Consider the following 25,280-nt stretch of genomic DNA (forward strand, 5'->3'; position numbering starts at 1 on the left):
TGTGCGGGCCTTTCGACTGCGCTAAAGTTCCTACCAGTCGGGGGAGTGCACCCCGTATAGGCAATCTCGGATTGTGTGAGGCAGGAGTCGTTATGGCAGAGAATTTCCCCGTGGTGTTGCGAGGATATGACAAGGAGCATGTCGATCAGGCCATGGCCAACATGCGCGAGAACCAGGAGCGCATGCGTGAGCAGATCAAGGCCTATGACCAGCGCATTCTGAAGCTCGAGGCCGAGCTTCAGGAGGAGAAGGCGCGCAAGACCGCGCCGCAGAAGAACTCCTTCGCCTCCCTCGGCGCCTCCGCCCAGCAGCTGCTCGCCTCCGCCGAACAGACGAGCCGCGAGCTGCTCGACCGTGCCAAGCAGGACGCCGCCCGCATTCGCAAGACCGCCCAGGAGAAGGCGGACACCATCCTCAACAACGCCTCCATCGATGCGACGCAGGTGCACGACGACGCCCAGTCCGAGGCCGCGTCCATGGTGTCGAAGGCGCGCACCGAGGCCAACACCATTCTTTCCTCCGCCCAGCAGACCGCCCAGCAGCTCAAGGCCGTGGCCGAGAAGCAGGCCAAGGAGCAGCGCGATACGCTGCAGCTCGAGCTGGCCACGAAGCGCGGCGATCAGGAGAAGGCGCTGGAGGCCCAGAAGTCGTCGCATGAGCGCGAGATGGCCGAGCAGCGCACGAAGCTCACGCAGGAGATCGCCAGCCAGCGCCAGGCCGCCGACGAGGAGATCGCCCGCAAGAAGAGCGAATCCGACGACCGCATCCAGAAGGCCCTCGACCAGGCCAACGACCGTCTCAACGACGTGCGCGACCAGGTGAACAAGATGCTTTCCGACGCGAAGCGCCAGGCCGGCGACATCATCGAGAAGGCTCAGGCCAACGCCCGTCGACTCACGGACTCCGCCGAGGTGGAGCGCTCCGAGCGCATGGCCAAGGTGGCCGCCGAGGTCGAGCAGATTCGCAAGGACATCGCCGCCCAGCAGGACGACGCCACCGCGAAGGTGAACGAGGTGCTCGCGAACATCAAGGAGCGTAGCGCCCAGGCGCAGCAGGAGTCCGACGAGCTGCTTTCCCAGGCCCGCACAGCCCGCGCCGATGCCGACGCCTACGCCGTGCAGAAGCGTCAGGAGGCCGACAAGCAGAGCAAGGACATGATCGAGGAGGCCTCCCGCAAGGCCGACGACCAGATCGAGCAGCGCCGCCAGGCCGCGCAGAAGGAGATCCAGGGTCTGCAGGACCACATCACCGCGCTGCAGGCCCGCGAGGCCTCCATCACCGCGCGTGTGGACGAGCTGCGTTCCATCTTCTCCAACGCGTTCGGCTTCGGCGGCAACGGCCATGTGGATGGCAACAAGTCGGCCGACGTGCCGTCCATCGCCGCCCCGGTTGCCGCCAAGGCCGAGAAGGACGAGGCCCCGGACGTGCCGGTGGCCAACGCCGTGGCCTCCGCTCCGGAGCCGCTGCCCGCCCATGACGTGGATGAGACGACCGGCCCGGTGGCCGTGGACGCCGCTGAAGAGCCGGCCGCAGCCGATATCCCCGCCGCGGTGAATGAGACTCCGGCCGAACCTGCGGCGCCGGTGCAGGAATCCCCGGCCCCGTCGGTCTCCTCCGTGCAGCACGCCCCGCTCGTCGACATCGCCGAGACCATCGCCGTGCCGAAGCAGGATCCGCTGCCGGCCCCCGCGCAGATGCCGCCGTCGATCGAACCCCAGCACAAGGAGCAGCACCATGCCTGATTTCATGTCGCTTTCCGAAGACCGCCTCGCCGGACTGTGCGAGCGCTTCGACGCCCGCGAGGCCAACCGCATCGCCATGAACGCGGTCACCGATTCCGGCATCGACAAGGTGGCCCGCAACTTCGACCGCGCCCGTTCGCTGCAGCGTCGCTTCTCGACGACCGTCGACAACGGCAAGGTCACCTCGCAGGCCCGATCCGGTCGTTGCTGGCTGTTCAGCTCGCTGAACGTGGCCCGATTCGTGGCCAAGAAGAACCTCGGCGTCAAGGACTTCGAGTTCTCGCAGAGCTATGCCATGTACTACGACAAGCTCGAGCGCGTGAACTACTTCATGCAGGACGTGGCGGCCCTTGTCGCCGCCGGTGAATCCGAGGATTCGCGTCTGGTGCAGCATCTGCTGCACGACGTGATGGGCGATGGCGGCCAGTGGACCATGGCGCTGAACGTCTATACGAAGTACGGCGCCGTGCCGAAGGACCTGTTCCCCGAAACCGCGTCGAGCCAGAATACCGGCCAGATGAACGTGAACCTGCGTCATGTGCTGCGTCGCGCCGTCGCACGCCTGTATGAGGGGGCGGATGCCGCGGCCACGATCGAGGAGACGCTGGCGGCCGCGCACCGCATCCTCACCATCCATCTGGGCACCCCGCCGACGAGCTTCGACTGGGAGTGGACCGACGACGAGGGCGGTTTCCATCGCGTCGGCGAGATCACGCCGGTCGAGTTCTGGAACCGATATGTCGATGCCGGACTCGAGGACTACGTGTGCCTGGTCGACGACCCGCGTGCGGAGCATCCGAAGGGCCGTAAGATCGCCATCGAGCATCTGGGCAACGTGGTCGGTGGCGCACCCACCGAATACCTCAACGTTCCGGTCGATTTCATGAAGGACTGCGCCCGCCGCATCATGGAGGAACAGGGCATCCCCGTGTGGTTCGGTGCCGACTGCCATCCGATGATGGATCGCACGAACGGTGCGTGGGCCACCGACCTGTTCGAATACGACCGCGTGTATGACGTCGACTTCGACATGGACAAGGAGGAACGTGTGCGCTTCGCCGATTCCGCGATGAACCACGCCATGGCGTTCGTGGGCGTCGACGTGGCCGACGACGGCAGGACGACGCGTCGTTGGCGCGTGGAGAATTCGTGGGGCGACAAGATCGCCGACAAGGGCTACTTCACGATGAGCGACGACTGGTTCAGCGAGTTCGTCTACGAGGTCGCCGTCCCCAGGTCCTACCTGCCCAAGGAGTATCAGGACGCCCTGACCCAGCCCGCCATCCCCCTCCCCGCCTGGGATCCAATGGGCGCTTTGGCCAAGTAGCGCGCCGAAGGCGCGCGTCGGCCAATACGCGCGGAGGCGTCGTGAGACAGTCCGGTGGACTGTCGAGCAGCCGACCATGGAGCCTCGTCCCGCCAAGGGCGAGGCTCCATCAGTATTGTTGTCGATCGTAGATCGTCGCAATGTCCGCTTTGGCCATATAGCGAGCCAAAGGCTCGCGCGGCCAGCGCTAGGAGGCGTTAAGCAAAACAGTCCAGTGGACTGTTTTGTAGCCTCCCTGGGACGCCGTCATCCGGCGTTCCGGCACGCTTTGGCTATGTAGCATGCCGAAGGCATGCGCAGCCAATACGCGCAAATAAAAAGGTCTGACACCATCGGGTGCCGGACCTTTTTCGTATCGTCCTGGGACTTACGCGGATTTACGCGTAGATGTTGCGGGCGCGCATGTCGCTGGGGAGGCCTTCGAGCAGGTGGGTCACCGAGTCGCTTTCGAAGACGGAGCGGATGCCGGCGGCCAGCAGCGGAGCGATCGACAGCACGGTGACGCCGTCGAAGCGCTTTTCGGCCGGGACGGGCACGGTGTCGGTGAGGATGATCTCGCGGGCGCCGCATTCCTTCAGGCGGTCGACGGCCGGTCCGGAGAGCAGGCCGTGCGTGGCCACGAGCGTCACGCTCTTGGCGCCGGCGCCGCGCAGCACCTTCACGGCTTCGCAGATGGTGCCGGCGGTGTCGATCATGTCGTCGACGACGATGCAGTCGCGGCCGTCCACGTCGCCGATGATGCCGTGGGCCTCGGCGTGGTTCGGACGAGTGATGTCGCGGGACTTGTGGATGAACGCCAGCGGACGGTTGTTGAGCTTCGCGGCCCAACGCTCGGAGACCTTGATGCGGCCGGCGTCGGGGGAGACGATGGTGACGTTGTCGAGCTCCATGTGGGAGCGCACGTAGTCGATGAGAATCGGCATGGCGGTGAGGTGGTCGACGGGGTTGTCGAAGAAGCCCTGCTCCTGCGTGGCATGCAGGTCGACGGTGACGATGCGGTCCGCGCCGGCGGTCTTGAACAGGTCGAACACCAGACGGGCGGTGATGGGCTCGCGGCCCTGGTGCTTCTTGTCCTGACGGGAGTAGCCGAAGAACGGGGCCACGACGGTGATGGAGCGTGCCGACGCGCGCTTGAGGGCGTCGATCATGATGAGCTGCTCCATGATCCACTTGTTGATGGGGGTGGTGTGGCTCTGCAGCACGAAGACGTCGGCGCCTCGGACGGGCTGCTTGAAGCGGATGTACATCTCGCCGTTCGCGAAGTCATAGGCGGTCGTGGGAAGAACCTCGATGCCTAGGCATTTCGCCACTTCCTCACCCAATTCCGGGTACGCGCGGCCGGTGACGATGGCGAGCTTCCTCTTCGGGGTTTCCTCCAAGACTGTGGACATGCGAGATTCTCCTTTCGACCCTTGTCGATAGTAGCCGAAGTCATTGTCATTGCCTATGAGTCAAGAGTAGGGGTGTCGGCGTGCGTGACACTCCGGCAAACGTTTTTCGTCACATGACTTTGGAAAACGCCTGCGATATGGTCCCGATATGTGGCAATGGCAGGAAATAGTGAGACAATGGGTCATGCCCGCACGATGATGTGAGGCAATCTCGTGAGACAAAGCATGGGAGTCCGGCCGGAGCATCGTATAGTGGGGTGGTCGTCTCGACGGTCGAGACGACGATACATGGCGACAGACTGTCGCATCATGCAGTGAAAGAGGTGAGAAATATGGCAGTGCTTCGCGGACCCGACAGCAGCGAAGACGAACGGCGCAATCTCTCGGAGCGCGCGGTTTTTCCCGAGACGATGGATGTGAACATCTATCAGCTTGATCCTATTCCGGCACCTCGCTCCTTTATCAAGGAGATCCCGCTCAGCGACAGGCAGCTCGATCTCGTCCGCCGTTCGCGTCAGGAGATCCGTGACGTGCTCAACGGCCGTGACGGCCGCCTGCTCGCCATCGTCGGCCCCTGCTCGATCCACGACCCGAAGGCCGCGCACGACTACGCGCAGCGGCTGGCCGAACTCAAGAAGGAACTCAACGACGACCTGGTGATCGTCATGCGCGTGTACTTCGAGAAGCCGCGCACCACCATCGGCTGGAAGGGTCTCATCAACGATCCCGATCTCGACGGCACGTTCAACATCCGCAAGGGCATGTTCATGGCCCGCAAGGTGCTGTCCGACGTGCTCGAGCTCGGCGTGCCCGCCGCCACCGAATGGCTTGACCCCATCACGCCGCAGTACCTTTCCGATGCCATCAGCTGGGGTGCGATCGGCGCGCGCAACACCGAAAGCCAGGTGCACCGCGAGCTGGCCAGCGGCCTGTCGATGCCGGTCGGCTTCAAGAACTCCACCGACGGCTCCATCAAGGCGGCCGCCGACTCCTGCTATGCCTCCAGCTTCCAGCACCACTTCCTGTCCATCAACCTCGACGGCCATGTGATCGCCGCCGAGACGAAGGGCAACCCCGACTGCCATCTGATCCTGCGCGGTTCGAGCCACGGGCCGAACTACGACGCCGAATCGGTGAAGGCCGCACTCGAGGCGCTGAAGAAGTCCAAGGCCCCCGGCCCCAGCGAGGTCGGCCTGATCGTCGACGCCGCGCACGGCAACTGCGGCAAGGACGAGGTCGTCGAGGCGCAGGTCGTCGAGAACCTCGCCGAACGCATCGCGGGCGGCGAGAAGGGCATCACCGGCATCATGATGGAAAGCTTCATCGAGGCCGGCGCCCAGAAGCCCGCCCCGCTCGACCAGCTCGTATACGGCAAGTCCGTCACCGACCGCTGCGTGCCGTGGGATCGCACCGCCGAGCTGCTGCGCACGCTCGCCGAGGCCGTTCGCCGGCGCCGCGCGCTGTAGGGCGATGCAAACCGTCGTCTTACGTCGCATGGCGTTTTTCCCGGAGGTCTCCCGTCTGCGCGGGAGACCTCCCGTCGTCTTCGGACGTTTCGTGTCATCCGGCTGACGACGAGATAAAAACACGGGAAAATGTTCTTCCTTTTCGGCGTTTCCGTCCAATAATGGTCATGTATGCATGTTCTGCAATGAAGCGGAAGAAGGGAAGAGAACATGACCGAACGCATCGTCGTGGTTACGGAGAGCAAGGCTCCCACGCAACTGAAGGTGAACGACAGGGTGGCTCCCGTCGACCTGGAGCCGGGAAGCGTCCCCGTGCTCAGCTGGGTGGTGCCGCTCGTCGACATCGGCACCGTGCAGGCGGCCGACGAGGCCACCGCCTTCAACACGGTCGTCGCCTACCAGGTCGTCGTCGCGTCCACCTATGACATCGCGGAATCCGGCACCGGCGACGTCTGGGATTCCGGCCGCCGCGAAGGCAACGGCTTCGGCGGCCTCGCCCTCGACGAGGTGGACATGTCGGCCAGCCGCCGCTACTGGGCGTCCGTGCGCGTCTGGCGCGGCACCGAGGATTCCAGCAAGCCCACCGCATGGAGCGAGCCGACCACGTTCGGCACCGGCGCCGGCGCCGAATGGCAGGCCGAGCCGATCTGGGCGGACCCGATCACCGCGAACGCCTACACCACCATCGAACTGCCGGAGAACGCGCGTGACGAGGCCGTGAAATCCGACGCCGACGACCAGTTCGCCGACAAGCCCGCCACCCTGCAGTCCGAGCACAACTCCCGGGGCTGGGCGCTGTTCCGCGGCCGCATCGGACTGGCCCGCAAGCCCATCCGCTGGGCCACGCTCAACGCGACCGGCGCCGACGTGTGGCACGCCCGCCAGTTCGTATACCGCATGTGGCTCAACGGTCATTTCGTCGGCATCGGACCGACGTTCCCCATCGGCGGCGAAGCCCGGTACGACGGCTACGACGTGACCAGGTACCTCGTCCCCGGCCGCGACAACTTCATCGGCGTCATCGCCTACGCGCTGGAGGACCAGCGCTTCATGGCCCAGCTCGACGTGATGTACGAGGACGGCACGCTCGTGCACTTCGGCACCAACGGCGAGTGGCTGGCCAAGGTGGGCAACAACGTCTTCCTCGACTCGCCTTCCGTCGGCTCGCACGTCTACGAGCTCCGGCCGAATACGTCGACGTCGACAAGTATCCGCGCGGCATGTCGGAGGTCGGCTACGACGACATCGACTGGGCCGGCGCGAAGGTCAAGCCCGCGTTCGACGAGCTCAGGGCCGCGCCGATCGACAAGCCCGAACTGCGCGAATGGACGGCCGTCGACAAGTGGAAGACCGACGACGGCAGGCTCGTCCTCGACTTCGGCCGGGCCGTGGCCGGCGGCATCCGCATGGCCGCCTATGCGTCCTCCCCGACGAACCTCGTCATCCGCTACGGCGAGGTGCTCAACGACGACCGCACCGTCAAATACCGGCTGAGCGCATACAACACGTACCAGGACATCTGGCATTTTGAGCCGAACAAGCTCAAGGTGCCGCTGTCCGCCCGCACCTGGGGCATGCGCGTGTTCCGCTACGTGGAGATCCTGCCCGACCACCGGGACGACGAGCTCATCGACACGCTGTACAACAGCGACACCGCAGTGATGGCCCGCGCGCTCATCTACCCGTTCCGCGGCGACGAGAAGGGATTCGAATCGTCCGACGAGACGCTCAACCGCGTATGGAACCTGTGCCGCAAGACCATCGAAGGCCTCAACGTGAACATGTACGTGGATTCGTGGACGCGCGAACGCATCCCGTACGAGGCCGACGCCTGGCTGCAGCAGCGCGCGCACCTGGCATTGGACAACGCTCCGGCATTGGGCGAGTACTCCATCGACTTCCTGCTCGCCAACCGCACATGGCCCACCGAATGGCCCATGTACCTCGTGGCCGCCGTCTACAACGAATGGGTGCAGACCGGAAGCCTCAAGCAGGCGCGCGAGCATTGGGACCAGATCGTCTCGATGCTGCCGAACGACCATCTCGACGACGCCTCCGGACTGATCGTCAAGGACCCGGGCGAAAGCAGCCACACCGACGGCGACCTCGTGGACTGGCCGCCGGCCGAACGCGACGGATTCGAATTCGGACGCGTCAACACGGTGATCAACGCGCTCGCCGTCTACGTCTACCGCTGCGCCTCGCGCCTCGCGTCGGAGCTCGGCAGGAACGACGAGGCGCGCAAGTACTTCCGCATCGCCTCGCGCATGAACAGGGCCATCAACGAGAAGCTGTGGGACGACAAGACCGGCGCCTACGTGGACGGTCTCGACACCGGCGCCGACGGCGAACAGCTCGGTCACTGCTCCGAGCACGCCTCCGCGTTCGTGCTCTCCGGATGCCGTGTGCCGGCCGAACGTATCCCGCGCGTGGTCGAGTTCCTCCACGGCAAGGGCATGGCCTGCAGCGTGTATGTGGCGGCCGTGCTGCTCGAAGGCCTGTACAAGGCCGGCGCCGGCACCTGGGCGAACGCGCTCATCGCCGCCACGGAGGGCGAACGCACCTGGCAGCACATGATCGACCAGGGCGCCGGCGCCACCATGGAGGCGTGGAGTCTGGACCTCAAGAGCAACACCACGTATTCGCATCCGTGGGCATGCTCGCCGGCGTATCTGCTGCCGCGGTACATGGTGGGCGTGCATCCGCTGGAGCCCGGTTTCCGCGAGTTCGTCGTGGCGCCGCAGTCCGGCTCCGTACGTGAGGCCAGCGCCGTCGTGCCGACGGGCGCCGGCGACATCGAGGCCTCGTACCGACTGCTCGGCGGCACCATCCCCATGCCCGGCGACCAGCGCGTCGACGGCATCGAGATCACGCTGACCGTGCCGATCGGCACGACCGCCGACGTGATCGTGCCCCCGCTGACCGGCGGCAAGGGCACGTTGATGCTCAATGGCACGGAGGCCGTGGCCGCCGACGCCTCGATGGGCATGCCGACCACCATCGCGCAGGGCAACTACCCCGAAGGCGCCCGCCGCATCCACGGTCTGACGGCCGGACGCCACGTCATCGTGGCCAGGGGCGCCGACGTCAAGGACGCCGAGTAGTCGTCACATCCGCCGAACAATGTCCTCCCGCAATTGCCCGTACAATGTGGGAGGACATTCGTATGCATAGGGAGACTGATCGCAATGCAAGAGAACAATGACCGCGGCCAGGAGCTGCGCGCCATTCGTCAGGCCCTGGGTGAGGGCAAGAACCCGCTGAACGTACAGGGCATTCCGCGCTGGGAGGACCAGGTCGGCATCGCGCGCATCGTCAACCGTCGCGTCATGGAACTCGACCCGCTGCCCACGCCGGCCGAGGTGCTTTCCGACCTGCCGTTGGACGAGAAGGCGCGTGACCTCGTCGCCACGTCGCGAGACGAGGTGCGTGCCTGCCTGTATGGGCAGGACGACCGTCTGCTCGTCATCGTCGGCCCCTGCTCCGTGCACGACCCGAAGGCGGCGTTCGACTATGCCCGTCGTCTCGCCGCGGTGAAGCGCGAACTCGACGGCGAGCTCATGATCGTGATGCGCGTGTACTTCGAGAAGCCGCGCACCACCGTCGGCTGGAAGGGCCTCATCAACGATCCCGACGTCGACGGCAGCCACAACATCCACAAGGGGCTGCTGCTGGCGCGCAAGACCCTCATCGGCGTGCTCGACACGGGTCTGCCGGCCGCCACCGAGTTCCTCGAGCCCACGTCGCCGCAGTTCATCGCCGACGCCGTCACCTGGGGCGCCATCGGCGCGCGCAACACCGAAAGCCAGATCCACCGTCAGCTGGCCAGCGGCCTGTCGATGCCGGTCGGGTTCAAGAACGCGACCGACGGATCGGTGAAGGCCGCCATCAACGGCTGCTATGCGGCCGCCCAGCAGCACACGTTCTTCGGCATCGACCACGAGGGCCGCGCCGCCGCCGTCGAAACGCTCGGCAACCCCGACTGCCATGTGGTGCTGCGCGGTTCGAGCCACGGTCCCAACTACGACGCACAGTCCGTGGCCATCGCCATGTCCGCCGTACGCGACGAGATGCCGCAGGATTCCGCCGCCGCCCACGGACTGGTCATCGACGCCTCGCACGGCAACTCCGGCAAGGACGAGCATCGCCAGGCCGAGGTCGTGCGCGACATCGCCGCACGCATCGCAGCCGGAGAGCAGGGCATCACCGGCATCATGATGGAAAGCTTCATCGAAGGCGGCAACCAGCCTGCCGCGCCGCTCGACCAGCTCGTCTACGGCAAGTCCATCACCGACAAATGCATCGCTTGGCCCGAGACCGAGCGGCTGCTGCGCGAACTCGCCGAAGCCGTAAGCGCCCGTAGGTGGAAGTGACAACACCCGATACCCAACGTAAGGAGATTTCATGAGCAGGACCATCGCCGTCATCGGCGCCATGGATGAAGAGGTCGCGCTGATCGCCAAGTCGCTTGATTCCGCCGCCGTCACGCATGCGGCCGGACTCGACATCACCGCCGGCGACATCACCACGGCAAGAGGGGAGCAGGTGCACGTCGTGGCCACCGTCGCCGGCATGGGCACGGTGAACGCGGCCGCCACCACGCAGCACCTCATCGACGCCTACGGGCCCGAAGCCGTCATCTTCTCCGGCATCGCGGGCAATCTCAACAAGCACCTGCACATCAACGACGTGGTGCTCGGCGGTACGCTGCGCTACCTCGACTCCGACATGCGCCTCATCGCCCAGTCGGCTCCGAAGACCGAGGAGTTCCACTCCGACCCGGCCCTCATCAAGCTCGCCGACGCGGCCCTCGACGACATGGGCATCACGCACATCACCGGCATCATCGCCACCGGCAACTACTTCGTCGAAGGCGATGAGAACGTCAACAGGGTGATCGTGGCCACCGGCGCCGACGCCGTGGAGATGGAGGGCGCCGCCGTCGTGCACGTCGCCTCCCGCAACGAGGTGCCCGCATTGGTCATCCGCGCGCTGAGCGACAACGCCGACACCGAATACGAGACGTTCAAGGAGTTCGACATCAGCGAATACGCCGACACCGCGGCCAGGCTCGTGGTGAACATCCTCGGCAGGCTGTAGTCGGCCGGAGCGTGCCATGGCCTTGTGTCTCTGCACGCGTGCCTGAATGAACAATGGGGCCTTGGAACCGATATCGACCGGTTCCAAGGCCCCGTGCGATTAACGAGCCGTCAGGTCATGCGGCTTTGTGCGGCCGCATGACCCGCGTTCGTCAGAGGTCGCGGCGGCGCAGCGCCACCATCGTGCCGCCGGCGATGACCGCCACGGCCACGGCGAGGGCGATGCCGGTCACGGCGCTGCCCGTCCTACCGAGCTGTCCGGCGGTCTTCACTCCATTGGCGCTGTTGTCGTTGGCGGCCGTGTTGGCACTGCCGTTGCTGCCGGCGGCGGGAGCGGTGCCCTTGGCCGCGACGGTGATGACGCGCTTGGCGGTGGCGGTGTTGCCGGCCTTGTCGGACACCGTGTAGGTCAGCGTGTACTTGCCGGCCTTGGCGGTGTTGACCGAACCTTCCACCTTGATGTTCGAGGTCACGTCGCCGTCCTTGTCGTCCTTGGCGGTCACGCCGGCCATGGCGTCGAACTTCGCGTTCAGGGCCACGGTGGCATCCTGCACGCCGGAGAACACGGGGGCGGTGGTGTCGGCGCTGGCCACGACCACGCTGGCCTCGGCCTGGCCGGGCTCGACCTTTTCCACGGTCTTCTTGTCGGCGCTCAAGGTCACCTTGGCGCTGTAGGCGGCGGCGAGGTCCACGCGGGCCCAGCCCTTGCTGCTCGCGTCGAGCGGGTAGCCGGAGTCGCCTTCGGTGGCGGCGAGCACGGCCTTCTTCTGGTCGTCGGTCAGGCTCTTGAACGCCTCGACGTTGTCGAGCAGACGCACGGCGGAATCCGGGACCACGGCGGCCTGGCCGGTCTTGCCGGTGGCCTGGAAGCCGTAGGTCATGCGGGCCTTGTAGGCGGCGATGGCCGACTTGCGGTCGGTCACCGGCTTGGTCGACACCTCATCGGTGAAGTCGTTCGTGTAGCCCTTGTCGTTGGCGGCACCGGTGTTGGCGATGCAGGCGGCGAGGGTATCGCCGTGGCCGTCGGCCTTGCAGCGGGCGGTCAGGTAGTCCACGAGCTCCTTGCGGGCCTCGGTGCCGTACGCGGTCTGGTAGTCCTCGCTGTTCGGATCGTCGGTGCCGGCGGCGATCATGTTCGCCACACCGGACTGGCCGGCGATGTGGCCGCCGAGGATGTCGAGCGGGTAGTGCACGCCGAGCACGATGCGGTTGTTGCCGGCCTCGGAGACTCGGGTCATGATCTCGGGACCGAGCTCGGGCAGCAGGTAGGCGAGGCCGGTGCCCTGGCCGAACGCATACGTGGTGTGGCCGGACGGGAACGAGCCGGAGGAGGCGAGGCCGTCGTACTGGCCCTGTTCCTCGTACGCCGGCACCTTCTTGATGTTCAGCGTCTGCTGAAGGCCGTTGAGGTCAAGCGTGGTGCCGTTGTAGTTGACGCGGTCAACGTACGGGCGCGGGTGCGAGTAGACGGTCTTGGCGTTGCCGGTGCTGGCGCCGTAGTTGGCCCAGGAGAGGAACTTCGTGGTGCTGCCGAGCTTGCAGTCGTACACGAACTTGCGTACGTTGCAGCCTTCCATGCCCTCCTCGTAGTACTTGCCGAGCACGGGGCCGAGCGCGTCGTACAGCGTCGTGGTGGAGTCCATGGCGGCGTCCGAGACCGCGCGCTGGTCCTGCGTGCTGTTGCCGTCGGCGCCCCACGCCTTGTTGTTGATGTCCTCGGTGACCTTGTCGTCGTGGGCGAGCACGCCCTTGCCCTCGTCGGTCACGCCCTTGCCGCCGATGAAGTACTTGTTGAAGTCGGCGAGCAGCGCGGAGACGTCATCGGGCTTGACGGTCGTGACCTTCGGGGCTTTGTTGCCGAAGGTGAGCTTGAGGATGGTGTCGCCGGTGGCGTTCACCGTCACGTTGGCGCTGTAGGCCTTGGCGAGGTTGATGCGCTGGTAGCCCATGCTGCTCGCGTCGAGCGGGTAGCCGGAGTCGATCTCGGAGGCGGCGAGGATCTGCTTGCGCACGGAGTCGCTGGTTCCCGGGAACGCGGTGAGCAGCAGGTTGGCGGCCTCGTCCGGCACGACCGGGGCCTGGCCGGTGGCGCCGGTCTGGGCGAAGCCGTAGGTCAGTCGGTTCGTGTAGACCGCGATGGCCGATGCACGGTCGGTGACGGCCGTCTTGGAGACCGGGTCGACGAAGGAGTTCTGGTAGCCGGCGGTGTCGTTGGCCTTGAGCTTGGTCACGCAGGCCTGCACGGTGTCGTAGTCGTTGTCCTGCTTGGTGGCGTTGCCGTCGGCGACGCACTTGTCGGCCAGGTACTTCTGCAGTTCGTTGTAGGCGGGGATGAGCTTGCTCTCACGGAACGACTGGTCGCTCCACAGTGTGGCGTTCGCGACCTCGCCGTCGATGCGGCCGCCCATGATGTCGAGCGGGTAGTGCACGCCGAGCACGATGCGGTTGTTGCCGGCCTCGGAGGCGCGGGTCACGATTTCGGTGCCCAGCTGCGGCAGCAGGGTCGCCAGACCGATGCCGCCCGAGTAGGCGTAGGTGGTGTGGCCCGACGGGAACGAGCCGGAGGTAAGGAACCCGTCGTAGCCGGCGTCATGCTTCACGCCGTCGGCGCTGGTCCACACGGGCACGCGCTTGATGCCGACGGACTTGTCGAGTCCGGCGGCCGGGTAGCCGGCGTCGGTGCGGTCGACGAACGGACGCGGGTGGTTGAACGTCACCTTCGCGGTGCCGGTGTCGAGCCAGTCGGAGACCAGCGCCGAATTGTAGGAGCCGCTCTTGTGGTCGCTGATGAGCAGGCTGTAGGTCTTGGCGAGCGGGCCGTTCGGGTTCGCTGCGCTGCCGTCGGCGCTCGCGCTGGCGTCGAGGCCGTCGGCGAGGTACTTGCCGAGCACGGGGCCGAGCGCGTCGGGCAGGGTCTCGCGCATCTTGTAGTCGGAGTCGATAAGCGCGCGCTGCTGCTGTGCGGTCGGCGTGGTGACGCCATCACCCGCGCCGTCGGCCGTGGCCGCGGCGTTGTTGATGGCCTGGGTCGTCTCGTCGTCATGCTTGAGTACGGCGGCGTTCTTGACGGTACCCTTGCCGAACGGCTTGGCCGGGTCGGTCTTGTCGTAGGCGTTGGCGGGCTGATAGTAGTTCTCGAAATCGCCGAGCAGCGAGACGATGTCGGGCTGCTGCGGCGTGGCGGCGTCGGCCGCGTTCGCCGTGGCGGCGAACGGCGCAAGCGTGGCCACGGCGACGAGCCCGGCGAGGGCCCCCTTCAGCACCGTGGTCGGGAAGGCAGTATGTGTCATGATTCTCCCAATTCCTCAATGAAAAAACCGATGACATCGGTTTCCGTGACGTCATCGGCATTACTGCCATTCCAGTGTGCGCCGGCAAGATCGGTGTCGCTTCACGATGACGGGAGAAATCAACGTGGCGAAATCCGGCGTTCACCGTAATTCATCCGGCGTTCACCTTCTCCGCGGCATGCGATTGCACGCACGCCGGAGAAGTCGACCGCCGGATACGGCGGACGCACGGCCGTCGTATCCGGCCGCTACCGCATCTTGAACATATGCACGTCGTTGCTGGCCGGCGCCGTGCTCGACCGCGGAATGAACGTGGACTTGAGGAACGTGGTCGTCGGCGTGCCGTTGCCGTTTCGCGCATGCCGCAGCTGATTGACGATCTCGTCGACCGCCAGCTGGGCCGGCTCCTTGCGCGGCAGGCGGATCGTGGAAAGCGCCGGCGTGACCAGCGAGCTGACGGGCGTGTCGTCGATGCCCACCACCGACACCTCCTCGGGGATGCGGATGCCCTTGGCCTGCAGCGCCTTGATGAATCCGATGGCGACGATGTCGTTGTAGCAGATCACCGCCGTGGTCGGATTGCGCATGAACTCCTCGCTGTAGCGGTAGCCGCCGCTGTACGACGGTGATTCGGCGCCGATGCGCCGCAGCCGCACCTGCTTCTTCTTGCACAGCTCCGAAAGCGTGCGCCAACGACGGCCGTCCTGCCAGGAGGCCTCCGGACCCGAAAGATACGTCACCTCGCTGTGGCCGAGTCGGATGAGATGGTCGAGTGCCTCCTCGAGTCCCTGCATCGTGTCGGGGATGATGGACTGCACGCCGCGGATCGGGCGGTTCAGTGCGATCAGCGGCTTGATCTCCGCCATCTTGCGAATCGTGGCGTCGGACGAGCGCGAGGAGGAGAGGATCAGGCCGTCCACATGGTTCATGGCCAGGTTCAACGCCTTGCGTTCGATGAGGTTCGTCTCCTCGAAGTCGATGACCAGTAGGCCGAATCCCTTGCGCAGGCATTCGTGCTGCGCGCTTTTCACATAGTCGGCGAAGATGGGGTTGCCGAGGTCGGCCACCGTGATGGCGATGAGACCGCTGAGATGGTGCGAGTCGGTCATGTTCAGCGACGTCACCGTCTTGACGCGGTAGCCCAGCCGGTCGGCCGCCTCGCGGATGCGCCGCGAGGTCTCCGCGCTTACGCGGCCGGGCCTCGCGAACGCCCGCGATACGGTGGAGGGGGAGACCCCCACGGCCTTCGCCACATCGCGAATGGTCACGGAATGGCGGCTTCCGTCCTGCGCGGTCTCCTCGGTCGCGGCATCGGCCGTTCCCATGGTGCCAGCCTCGTCGTTGGCGTCATCTGATGAAGTCATATATATGCTCCTGATTCGTTTCCCTAAGGGTCTACTGTACCGTTTTCCATCGTTTTCGTCATCGATATCGCGAATATGAGCCCGTCGACGATCCCCGGCGACGACGAATCAGGCAAAAGCTGGCAACTGTGAGCCGTGTGACATCGGGGAACCCATAATCGGAAGTGGAAGACAACACAAACAAAGGAGTTTCCAGCATGGTTAACGCTGACAGGCTGTTCCCCGCTGATCCCGCCACCCGCGACATCGCCCGCGAGCTGTACGCGGAGGTCAAGGACCTTCCGATCATCTCCCCCCACGGCCACGTTCCGGTCGAATGGTTCCACGACAAGGACTACCATTTCGCCAACCCGACCGAGCTGTTCATCACGCCCGACCACTACGTGACCCGCGTCATGCATTCGCAGGGCGTCGACCTCAAGGACCTCGGCGTCGGTCAGAAGAACTTCACCGAGGAGCAGTCCAAGCACGCCTTCGAGCTGCTGGGCAAGTACTGGTACGCCTACGTCGGCACGCCGATGCAGTACTGGTTCGACGATGAGCTGTCCACCGTGTTCGGCATCGACAAGCCGTTCGGCCCCGACACCGCCGGCGAGATCTACGACGAGATCAACGACGACCTGAAGCAGCCGGAGTTCTCCACCCGCGCCCTGGTCAAGAAGTTCAACATCGAGTTCATCTCCACCACCGACGACACGCTCGACGACCTGCACCTGCACGACGAGACCAACGCCGACCCGGACTTCCCGGCACGTCTGGCCCCGGCCTTCCGCCCGGACCTCTACCTCGAGCCCTACAAGACCGCCAACTGGGCGCATGAGGTCGAGAAGCTCGGCGAGGTCGCCGGCATCGACGCCACCACCTACGCGGGCTTCACCGAGGCCCTGCGCCGCCGTCGCGTGTACTTCAAGGAGCACGGCGCGGTCCTTTCCGACCACTCCCATGCCGACGTGCGCACCGACCGCCTCTCCGACACCGAGGTCAATCGCCTGTTCAAGCAGGCCATGGCCGGCAACATCACGCCGGAGGAGGGCGACAAGCTGCGCCGCCACTTCTTCGCCGACCAGGTGGAGATGGCCCAGGAGGACGGTCTGGTCATGACCGTGCACCCGCACGTCCACCGCGACTACGACCCGCAGAACCTCGCCCAGTACGGCGTGAACATCGGCGCCGACATCCCGGCCAAGGCCGAGTACGCCGTCGACCTCAAGAGCCTGCTCAACAAGTACGGCAACAACCCGGACTTCCACTTCGTGGCCTTCACCATGGACGAGACGGTCTACTCCCGCGAGCTCGGCCCGCTGGCCGGCTTCTACCCGAGCCTGTACGTCGGCGCCCCGTGGTGGTTCCTCGACTCCCCGGAGCCGATCCTGCGCTACTTCGACTACATCACCACCGCCGCCGGCTTCACCAAGCTCTCCGGCTTCATCGACGACACCCGCGCCCTGTGCTCGATCCCGACCCGTCACGACACCAACCGTCGTCTCACGGCCCGCTTCGTCTCCGGCCTGGTCGCCGACCACCGCCTGAGCCTCGAGGACGGCAAGAAGGTCATGCGCGACTCCGTGCAGGCCGGCCCGCGCCACGTCTTCAAGCTCGACTAGGGGGACCGGGAGGAAACCCTGCCAGGTGCCTCCGAAGTCCACGGCCCCGTCATAGGGGCCATGAATATGTAATCTGCGATGTCCGTGGCAAATTTTGGCACGGGCATCGCAGTGAACAACCAATATTATAAACTGATTATAACGGCGCTCACCAATGAAGGCGCGTGCCAAATCGATATGGAAGGAACATCCATGGTTCTTCATCTGACCGATGATTTCAAGGCTAATGCAGCAGACTGGGAAGCCGCCGGCGTCAAGCTGCCGCAGTACGATCCCGCCGAGGTCGCAGCCTACACCGCCGAGCATCCCTACTGGGTGCACTTCGGCGCAGGCAACCTGTTCCGTGAGGTCCAGGCGCTCATCGCCCAGAGCCTGCTCAACCAGGGTCTGGTCAAGTCCGGCGTGATCGTCGCCGAGACGTTCGACGCCGACATCATCGAGGACTCGTTCAAGCCGTACGACAACCGCGGTCTGTCCGTCATCCTCAAGTCCGACGGCTCCATCGACACCGAGCTCGTCGCCTCCGTGGCCGCCTCCTACGGCGTCAAGAAGCACGACGAGGTGTGGGACGGCCTGGTCAAGGTCTTCACCAACCCGGAGCTGCAGTTCGTCACCGTCACCATCACCGAGAAGGGCTACGCCATCAAGAACAACGACGGCGAGCTCCTCCCGTGGATCAAGCCCGAGGTCGAGAACGGCCCCGACAGCGCCGTCTCCGCCATGGGCGCCATCACCGCGCTGCTGTTCGAGCGCTTCAAGGCCGGCGCCAAGCCGATCGCCATGGTCAGCACCGACAACTTCTCGCAGAACGGCGACCGCTTCCGTTCCGTCATCGTCGAGTTCGCCGAGCTGTGGGCCAAGAAGGGCTTCGTCTCCGAGGACTTCGTCCGCTACGTCGACGATCCGGAGCAGGTCTCCTTCCCGCTGAGCATGATCGACCGCATCACCCCGAACCCGGCCGAATCCGTCTCCAAGCTGCTCGCCGAGAAGGGCTTCGGCGACAACAAGATCTTCCACACCGCCAAGGGCACCAACGTGGCCCCGTTCGCCAACTCCGAGGAGACCTGGTACCTCGTCATCGAGGACTCCTTCCCGAACGGCCGTCCGGCCCTCGAGAAGGCCGGCGTCTTCCTGGGCGACCGCGACACCGTCAACGACTCCGACGAGATGAAGGTCACCACCTGCCTCAACCCGGTGCACACCGCCCTGGCCGTCACCGGCCGTCTCATGAGCTACGACTCCATGAGCGAGACCATCGCCGACCCGACCCTCAAGGCCCTGGCCGAGCGCCTCTCCTACAAGGAGGGCCTGCCGGTCGTCACCGACCCGGGCATCTTCTCCCCGAAGGAGTTCGCCGAGAAGGTCATCGACGTGCGCGTGCCGAACCCGAGCCTGCCCGACTCCCCGGTCCGCATCTCCACCGACACCTCCCAGAAGGTGCCGATCCGCTTCGGCGTGACCATCAAGAAGTACGTCGAGTCCCCGGACCACGACGTCAACGAGCTGGTCGCCATCCCGCTGGCCATCGCCGCATGGCTGCGCCTGCTGCTCGGCAAGGACGGCAAGGCCACCGACGACAACGGCAACGAGATCACCCTGAGCCCCGATCCGCGCATCCCCGAGCTGCAGGCCGCGCTGGCCCCGCTCACGCTGGGCGGCGACCTGTCCAAGGCCGACGAGGTGCTCAAGCCGATCCTCGCCGACACCACCCTGTGGAACGTGGACCTCACGCAGACCCCGCTCGCCGAGAAGATCGTGGGCTACTTCAAGGAGCTCGCGGCCGGCACCGGCACCCTGCACCCCGTCCTCAACAAGGAGCTCGGCCTCTGATCAGGCCTTCCAAGGTCAACGGCTCCCCTCATGATTGAAGGGGAGCCGTCGGCCCCACGAGCGGCGCATGGTCGCGTCGCCCGCCGCAATCCGTGACAATTCACGACAATCCGCATCGCAACAGCACCGTTGCGGTGTAAACCGAAAACTGTATAACCACCGAAAGCAAAGGATCAACCGCTATGAAGATGGGTTTCCGTTGGTACGGCGAGGGTAACGACACCATTTCGCTGGACGACATCCGCCAGATCCCGGGCGTCGAGACGATCGTCTGGTCGCTGCACCACAAGCAGGCCGGCGAGCTGTGGGAGCCGGAGGAGATCGAGGCCGAGATGAAGAAGATTACCGGCCTTTCCGACTACGACCGCAAGCACGGCATCACCAAGACGTTCAACGCCGACGTCGTCGAGTCCGTGAACGTGCACGAGTCCATCAAGACCGGCAAGACCATGCTCGGCATGAGCCGCGACGAGGCGCTCGACAACTACATCAAGACCATCGAGAACCTCGGCAAGGCCGGCGTGAAGGTCGTCACCTACAACTTCATGCCCGTGTTCGACTGGCTGCGCACCGACATGTTCCACCCGTGCCCGGACGGCTCCACCGCCCTGTACTACGACGCCCACAAGGTCGCCGAGCTCACCGATCCGCAGAAGCTGATCGACGAGACGCTCGAGGGCGCCAACGGCCTGACCATGCCGGGCTGGGAGCCGGAGCGTCTGGCCCACCTGCCCGAGTTCATCGAGGCCTACAAGGGCATCGACCACGACAAGTACTACGAGAACTACAAGGTGTTCCTCGACGCCGTGATCCCGACCTGCGAGAAGTACGACGTCAAGCTCGCCGTGCACCCCGACGACCCGGCCTTCGACCTGTTCGGCTGGCCGCGCGTGGTCTCCTCCAAGGAGGGCATCCAGCGCGTGCTCGACCTCAACCCGAGCCCGTACAACGGCCTGTGCCTGTGCCTCGGCTCCTTCTCGTCGCGTCGCGGCAACGACCCGGTCGACGCCGTCAAGACGTTCATGGACCGCATCCACTTCTCGCACGTGCGCAACATCAAGTTCCTCGACGAGGCCGGCTCCTTCTCCGAGGTGGGCCACCGCGCGTCCGAGGGCGACGTGGACACCATCGGCATCATGAAGGCGTACGCCGAGGCCGACTACCAGGGCTACATCCGTCCGGACCACGGCCGTCACCTGTGGAACGAGAACACCCCGGAGCACAAGCCGCGTCCGGGCTACGGCCTGTATGACCGCGCCCTGGGCATCCAGTACCTGCTGGGTGTGTGGGACACCGTCAAGTACAACAAGTAATCACCGAAATCATCAGGTGAAGCACTGACTTCCTCGCTTCGGTGGCAGCCGGAACGGGGGATACCTTCCTATCGATGAAGGCCTGTGCGAATCGGTCGAGCGACCGTTCGCACAGGCCTTTTCTGTATGAGCGGAATTTGCCTGTGCGTCTGTTCGTCTGTGTGTCTGCGCACAACCCGACTCCTGTGCCCCCTAGCGTCGGTTATAACGCATCTCTGCGCACAACCCGACGCCTGCAGCCTCTCAGTGTCGGTTATAACGGATGTGTGCGTTATAACCGACACTGAGGAGCTCGTCGAGGCGGGTTTTGCGGACGCGTGCGTTATAACCGACGTTGCCGGGCTCCACGAGGCGGTTATAACGCAAATGCCCCAACCTCGACACGTGCTACTCCTGCCTCCGCTCCGCCTTCTGCGCGCGGCGGTAGGCGCTGGGCGTCATCCCATAGGCGCGTTCGAACGCCGCGCACATGCTGCGCGAGTCCGCGAATCCGCTCGAACGCACCACATCGGCGATCGGCACCGTCGAGCGTGCTATTCTCCGCTCGGCATCCTGCAGGCGCAGACGGGTGACGAACTGCTTGAACCCCATCCCCGTCGCCTCCTTGAACAGACGGCTGAAATGCTCGCGGCTGTATCCGAACCGCGAGGCCACGTCCTGCGCCGTCAGCGGTTCGGCATAATGGCTTTCGATGAATCCGACGACCTGTATGAACACATGGCGACCGTTGCGCACGAGCTCCGGCCGTCTCACGCCGACGACGAATTTCGAATACACGAGGTACAGGATCTCATAGAGGATCGCGTTCAGCCGCAGCGTCTTCAGCGTTCCTGGCCGCTCGTGCCATTGCGCGGCCTCGATGACGAGGTCGGTCAGGCGGCTCCGGTCGTCGTCGGTGGCGGTCGGGCTCATGAAGTCGACGAGGTTGCGGTCGGCGTACGGATACGATTTCTCGACGATGTCGTTGTTGAACGTGATGGAGACGCCGCTGTAATAGCCGTCGTTGGTGAGTGTGGCCTCGTGGATGGCATACGGGCTGATCAGCGTGGTATGGCCCGGGGAGGTCTCGATGATCGACGAGTCGATGGTCCATGTGGCGGTGCCGGCGAAGCAATGGGAGAGCTCCAATCCCCGATGCCAGTGCGGGCGCACCGATTCGCCCGTGACGTTGTGCAGCAGGATCAGGGCGGGGGAGTCCTCCGGATAGATGTTCTCCTCGAGGTAGTCGTCGGTGATTACCCGGTTGTACGGATAGTCGTGGTCGTCGGTCATGGTCGCGCTCCCATCGTCTCGTGTGCCCCGCGTTGTGCATGCCGCCATCCGGTATGCATGCCGCCGTCGGCATGGCATCTGCGATTCGTGACGTCAAAATAACAAAGTGTGATTCCACCTTCGTATTTCCGTAATAATACATCACAAAATAATATTTCCTGAATCACATAATGCTTAACAATGAGGATATTGCGGCTCTACGATGATGAACATCACATGGCTGCGAAGGGTCGCGGCCATGGAGGAAATGACAAGGTGGTCATCAACGAAGGAGAGGGCAATGACGTCACAGACCAGTTCCCGGCATGACGATCTCGAGGAGATCGTCGATCCGGTCATCAAGCGCAGGATTATCATCGTATGTGCGGCCGCGGCCATCGGCGGCGTGCTGTTCGGCTTCGACACCGCCGTGATCAACGGCGCCGTGGACTCGATCGCCGGCACCGCGACCGGCTTCGGTCTCAACAGCTTCATGAGCGGCATCTCCGTCTCATGCGCACTGCTCGGCTGCGTGCTCGGCGCCTGGTTCGCCGGCAGGCTGGCCGACAAGCACGGCCGCATCCACTCCATGCTGTTCGCCTCCATCCTGTTCATCGCCAGCTCCCTGGGCTCCGCGCTCGCGCCCGAGATCTGGTCGTTCATCGTGTTCCGTTTCATCGGCGGACTCGGCGTCGGCCTCGCCTCCGTGCTCGGCCCCGCCTACATCGCCGAGGTCTCTCCGACCAAGATGCGTGGCTTCCTCACCAGCTTCCAGCAGTTCGGCGTCGGCATCGGCATGCTGGCCTTCACCATCACGAACAGCATGTTCGCCAAGGGTTCCGGCGGCGCCGACTCGCCGTTCTGGTTCGGCCTCGCCACCTGGCGCTGGATGCTGCTCATCATGATCGTGCCGTCGGTCGTCATGTTCGCCGTGTCGCTGCTGCTGCCCGAATCGCCGCGATACCTCGTCATGAAGGGCCGCGACGAGGAGGCCGCCGCCACGCTCAAGCGCATCAACGGCGTGGTGAACCCCGAAGCCAAGATCGCCCAGATCCGCGCCACCGTCGGCAGCGAGAGCGGTGCGAAGCTGCGCGACCTGCGCGGCGGATTCCTCGGCCTGAAGAAGGTCGTGTGGATCGGCATCCTCGTGGCACTGTTCCAGCAGTTCTGCGGCATCAACATCATCCTCTACTACGATTCGAGCATCTGGCGTTCCATGGGCTTCTCCGAGCAGGTCGCGCTTGACATCTCGCTGTACCGCACGCTCGCCGCATGGATTCCGATGATCGCGTCCATGATCCTGCTCGACCGCATCGGCCGCAAGAAGCTGCTCGCCGCCGGCTCCATCGCCATGACCGTGTTCCTGCTCATCGCCACCGTCGGCTTCTACCACGCCTCCATGCAGGACGGCAACTTCGTGCTCCCCGGCATCTGGGCGCCGATCGCCATCTTCGGCATGTACGCGTTCTTCCTGTCGTTCAATTTCAGTTGGGGCGCCGGCATGTGGGTTGTCATCGGCGAGATCTTCCCGAACAACATCCGCGCCATCGGCGTGGCCGTGGCCACCGCGTTCAACTGGATCGGCAACTTCGTGGTCTCCACCACGTTCCCGCCGCTGCGCGACACCATCGGCGTCGGCAACGTGTACCTCGCCTACACCGTGTTCGCGCTGCTGAGCTACCTGTTCGTCAAGAAGGTGCTGCCCGAGACCAACGGCGTGGCCCTCGAGGACATGAAGGCCGAGTGACCGAATCCATTTCGCCTCTGCGCCGGCCGTGCCGACATCGGCAGGCCGGCGCATTACGTAACGCATGAATGATGCATGGGCGCATGACAGCGAGTGCATGCGACGATGCATGAAGATTAAGGAGACCATGATGAGCAACCGATACGCCACCGCCGAAGGCGTGCCGTACACCGACTGGACCGAGATCGACGGCGACCTCGGCGACTGCCCCGAACCGCTGCGCTCCGCGATTCTCAAGTCCCGTGTGGACTTCGCCGACGGAGACGCCTCCCGCGTGCCGTTCTGGCACACACCCGACGACGTGGACGTCATCGCCGACCTGCCGTACGCCGACGACGCCGACGAGGTGCGCGGCCACCGGCTCGACCTCTACCTGCCGCACGAGGCCGTCGTGCGCGGCGGGCAGACGATGCCCGTATACGTCGACATCCACGGCGGTGGATTCGTCTACGGCCACAAGGAACTCAACCGTAACTTCTGCACGCACCTGGCCTCACGCGGATTCGCCGTATTCTCGGTGAACTACCGTCCCTCGCCGCAGACCGACTTCCTCGGCCAGCTGCGTGACGTCGCACAGGCGCTCGCCTGGATCCGCGACCATCGCGGCGAATACCCGATCGCGCAGGACGGCGTCTGGCTCACCGGCGACTCCGCCGGCGGATGTCTCGCGTTCTTCACCGCCGCCATCGAACGATCGGCCTCGGTCGCCGCGGCCCTGGGCGTCGAGGCCAGCGGCATCGGCGTGAACGGCGCGGCGCTCGTCTCCGGCCTGTACAACCTGCTGCCGTATGTTCCGTCCGATGGCGATGCCGCCGCCACGGCCGCAGGGGAGGACGACCCCAAGACCATCCTCGACGCCATGTCGTCGACGTTCTTCGCGCCGCTGGCCGACGTCGACCATTCGGCCGTCGACGTCGCCGAAATCGTGCGGTCGGTCGACCTGCCGCCGCTGTTCCTCAACACCAGCAGCGACGACTTCATCCAGTCGGAGACCCTGCATCTGGCCGCGCTGCTGGCGGAAGGCAACGCCGACTTCGAACTGCACGACTGGAAGACCGCGCCCGCCGAAACCCTCGGTCACGTGTTCCCCGTGTGCATGAGCTGGCTCGAGGAAAGCGGAACCGTCCTCGACCTCATCCGCGACTTCACCTATTCCAGGCTGTAACGGCTATAACGATTCGCCGGATGCGAAAACCCCGCCTTCCGATATTCCGGAAGGCGGGGTTTCCGCTTTATCACTCCGTTGATTTCCGTCGGGAGCACTCCATGTTGTTTTCTACTGGAGTGACCGAGCGTCACTCCACGTTGGCGTGGTTGGCGTTGGCCTGGGCGTCGGAGACGTTGTCGCGGCGGGAGAGCATGAGGCACAGGGCGTCGAGCGCGATGTGCACGCTCTGGTCGAACAGCGAGCTGAGCAGCTGGATGGAGCCGCCGGCCTCGCCCTTCACGCGGCCCGGCACGAGAATCACGGCGTCGGCCGCGGCGGCCAGCGGGGACTCCGGCTTCGACGTGACGGCGATCACCTTCACGCCCAGCTTCTTCGCGGCCTCGGCGTCCTCCACGGTCTTGCGCGTCTTGCCCGAACCGGAGATGGCCAGCAGCACGTCGCCCTCATGCATCGACGGGCAGATGGTCTCGCCCATCATGTAGCTCGTGTAGCCGATGTGCATCATGCGCATCGCGAAGCTGCGTGCCTGGAATCCGGAACGGCCCTCGCCCGTGGCGTACACACGGTCCTCGCGGCCGATAAGGTCGCGTGCGGCCTCGAGGTCGGCCTCGTCCATCTTGGCGATGACGCCGGAGATCTCATCGACGATCTGGTCGAGAATGCGGTTGTCGTTGGTCATGATATCTGC

At 65.0% G+C, this 25,280-nt stretch carries 17 protein-coding genes; 12 read left to right on the forward strand and 5 right to left on the reverse strand.

What is annotated here, in order from left to right; all coding sequences use genetic code 11:
* Window positions 1-92 precede the first annotated feature (92 nt).
* On the forward strand, window positions 93-1,742 hold the full coding sequence (locus tag CS006_RS04705; RefSeq protein ID WP_207760003.1) for a coiled-coil domain-containing protein: 1,650 nt from the start codon (window positions 93-95) through the stop codon (window positions 1,740-1,742).
* Window positions 1,735-3,069, forward strand: a complete 1,335-nt coding sequence (locus CS006_RS04710; protein WP_100510638.1) for a C1 family peptidase — start codon at window positions 1,735-1,737, stop codon at window positions 3,067-3,069. The genes CS006_RS04705 and CS006_RS04710 overlap by 8 nt, the downstream gene beginning before the upstream one ends.
* A gap of 377 nt (window positions 3,070-3,446) precedes the next feature.
* On the opposite strand, the gene CS006_RS04715 is transcribed toward CS006_RS04710, so the two are convergent.
* Complete coding sequence (locus CS006_RS04715) at window positions 3,447-4,460, reverse strand: ribose-phosphate diphosphokinase (protein ID WP_100510639.1); 1,014 nt, start codon at window positions 4,458-4,460, stop codon at window positions 3,447-3,449.
* 332 nt (window positions 4,461-4,792) lie between these two features.
* Between CS006_RS04715 and CS006_RS04720 the strand changes: the two genes are divergently transcribed.
* The 5 genes from CS006_RS04720 to mtnN all read left to right on the forward strand — a co-directional run bounded on the left by CS006_RS04720 (window position 4,793) and on the right by mtnN (window position 11,026).
* Window positions 4,793-5,926: a 3-deoxy-7-phosphoheptulonate synthase gene (locus CS006_RS04720; RefSeq protein WP_100510640.1), complete on the forward strand. Its 1,134-nt coding sequence runs from the start codon at window positions 4,793-4,795 to the stop codon at window positions 5,924-5,926.
* Between the two features lie 210 nt (window positions 5,927-6,136).
* Window positions 6,137-7,420: a glycoside hydrolase family 78 protein gene (locus CS006_RS10955; RefSeq protein WP_243386737.1), complete on the forward strand. Its 1,284-nt coding sequence runs from the start codon at window positions 6,137-6,139 to the stop codon at window positions 7,418-7,420.
* The gene (locus CS006_RS04725; RefSeq protein WP_243386800.1) at window positions 7,333-9,030 is read left to right on the forward strand and encodes an alpha-L-rhamnosidase-related protein; all 1,698 of its coding nucleotides are present in this window, start codon (window positions 7,333-7,335) and stop codon (window positions 9,028-9,030) included. The genes CS006_RS10955 and CS006_RS04725 overlap by 88 nt, the downstream gene beginning before the upstream one ends.
* Window positions 9,031-9,114: 84 nt before the next feature.
* On the forward strand, window positions 9,115-10,299 hold the full coding sequence (locus CS006_RS04730; RefSeq protein ID WP_100510642.1) for a 3-deoxy-7-phosphoheptulonate synthase: 1,185 nt from the start codon (window positions 9,115-9,117) through the stop codon (window positions 10,297-10,299).
* Window positions 10,300-10,330: 31 nt separating this feature from the next.
* Window positions 10,331-11,026 (forward strand): 5'-methylthioadenosine/S-adenosylhomocysteine nucleosidase, encoded by a 696-nt coding sequence (gene mtnN / locus CS006_RS04735; protein ID WP_100510643.1) that lies wholly within the window; start codon window positions 10,331-10,333, stop codon window positions 11,024-11,026.
* A 151-nt stretch (window positions 11,027-11,177) separates the two neighbouring features.
* Here mtnN and CS006_RS04740 read toward each other — a convergent pair whose 3' ends face one another.
* On the reverse strand, window positions 11,178-14,315 hold the full coding sequence (locus tag CS006_RS04740; protein ID WP_100510644.1) for a phosphatase PAP2 family protein: 3,138 nt from the start codon (window positions 14,313-14,315) through the stop codon (window positions 11,178-11,180).
* Between the two features lie 248 nt (window positions 14,316-14,563).
* Window positions 14,564-15,679, reverse strand: a complete 1,116-nt coding sequence (locus CS006_RS04745) for a LacI family DNA-binding transcriptional regulator (RefSeq protein WP_100510645.1) — start codon at window positions 15,677-15,679, stop codon at window positions 14,564-14,566.
* A 197-nt stretch (window positions 15,680-15,876) separates the two neighbouring features.
* Between CS006_RS04745 and uxaC the strand changes: the two genes are divergently transcribed.
* From uxaC to uxuA, 3 genes are all read left to right on the forward strand, one after another.
* The gene (uxaC, locus tag CS006_RS04750; RefSeq protein ID WP_100510646.1) at window positions 15,877-17,283 is read left to right on the forward strand and encodes a glucuronate isomerase; all 1,407 of its coding nucleotides are present in this window, start codon (window positions 15,877-15,879) and stop codon (window positions 17,281-17,283) included.
* Between the two features lie 192 nt (window positions 17,284-17,475).
* Window positions 17,476-19,113: a mannitol dehydrogenase family protein gene (locus CS006_RS04755; RefSeq protein WP_100510647.1), complete on the forward strand. Its 1,638-nt coding sequence runs from the start codon at window positions 17,476-17,478 to the stop codon at window positions 19,111-19,113.
* 182 nt (window positions 19,114-19,295) lie between these two features.
* The gene (uxuA, locus tag CS006_RS04760; RefSeq protein WP_100510648.1) at window positions 19,296-20,426 is read left to right on the forward strand and encodes a mannonate dehydratase; all 1,131 of its coding nucleotides are present in this window, start codon (window positions 19,296-19,298) and stop codon (window positions 20,424-20,426) included.
* Between the two features lie 387 nt (window positions 20,427-20,813).
* On the opposite strand, the gene CS006_RS04765 is transcribed toward uxuA, so the two are convergent.
* The gene (locus CS006_RS04765; protein ID WP_165777249.1) at window positions 20,814-21,698 is read right to left on the reverse strand and encodes an AraC family transcriptional regulator; all 885 of its coding nucleotides are present in this window, start codon (window positions 21,696-21,698) and stop codon (window positions 20,814-20,816) included.
* A 280-nt stretch (window positions 21,699-21,978) separates the two neighbouring features.
* Here CS006_RS04765 and CS006_RS04770 point away from each other — a divergent pair, with 280 nt between their 5' ends.
* The gene (locus CS006_RS04770) at window positions 21,979-23,424 is read left to right on the forward strand and encodes a sugar porter family MFS transporter (RefSeq protein WP_100510650.1); all 1,446 of its coding nucleotides are present in this window, start codon (window positions 21,979-21,981) and stop codon (window positions 23,422-23,424) included.
* Window positions 23,425-23,551: 127 nt separating this feature from the next.
* Window positions 23,552-24,589, forward strand: a complete 1,038-nt coding sequence (locus CS006_RS04775) for an alpha/beta hydrolase (protein WP_100510651.1) — start codon at window positions 23,552-23,554, stop codon at window positions 24,587-24,589.
* Window positions 24,590-24,719: 130 nt separating this feature from the next.
* On the opposite strand, the gene hxlB is transcribed toward CS006_RS04775, so the two are convergent.
* On the reverse strand, window positions 24,720-25,271 hold the full coding sequence (hxlB, locus tag CS006_RS04780) for a 6-phospho-3-hexuloisomerase (RefSeq protein WP_100510652.1): 552 nt from the start codon (window positions 25,269-25,271) through the stop codon (window positions 24,720-24,722).
* Window positions 25,272-25,280 lie beyond the last annotated feature (9 nt).

Source organism: Bifidobacterium primatium, from assembly GCF_002802875.1.
Lineage (GTDB): Bacteria > Actinomycetota > Actinomycetes > Actinomycetales > Bifidobacteriaceae > Galliscardovia > Galliscardovia primatium.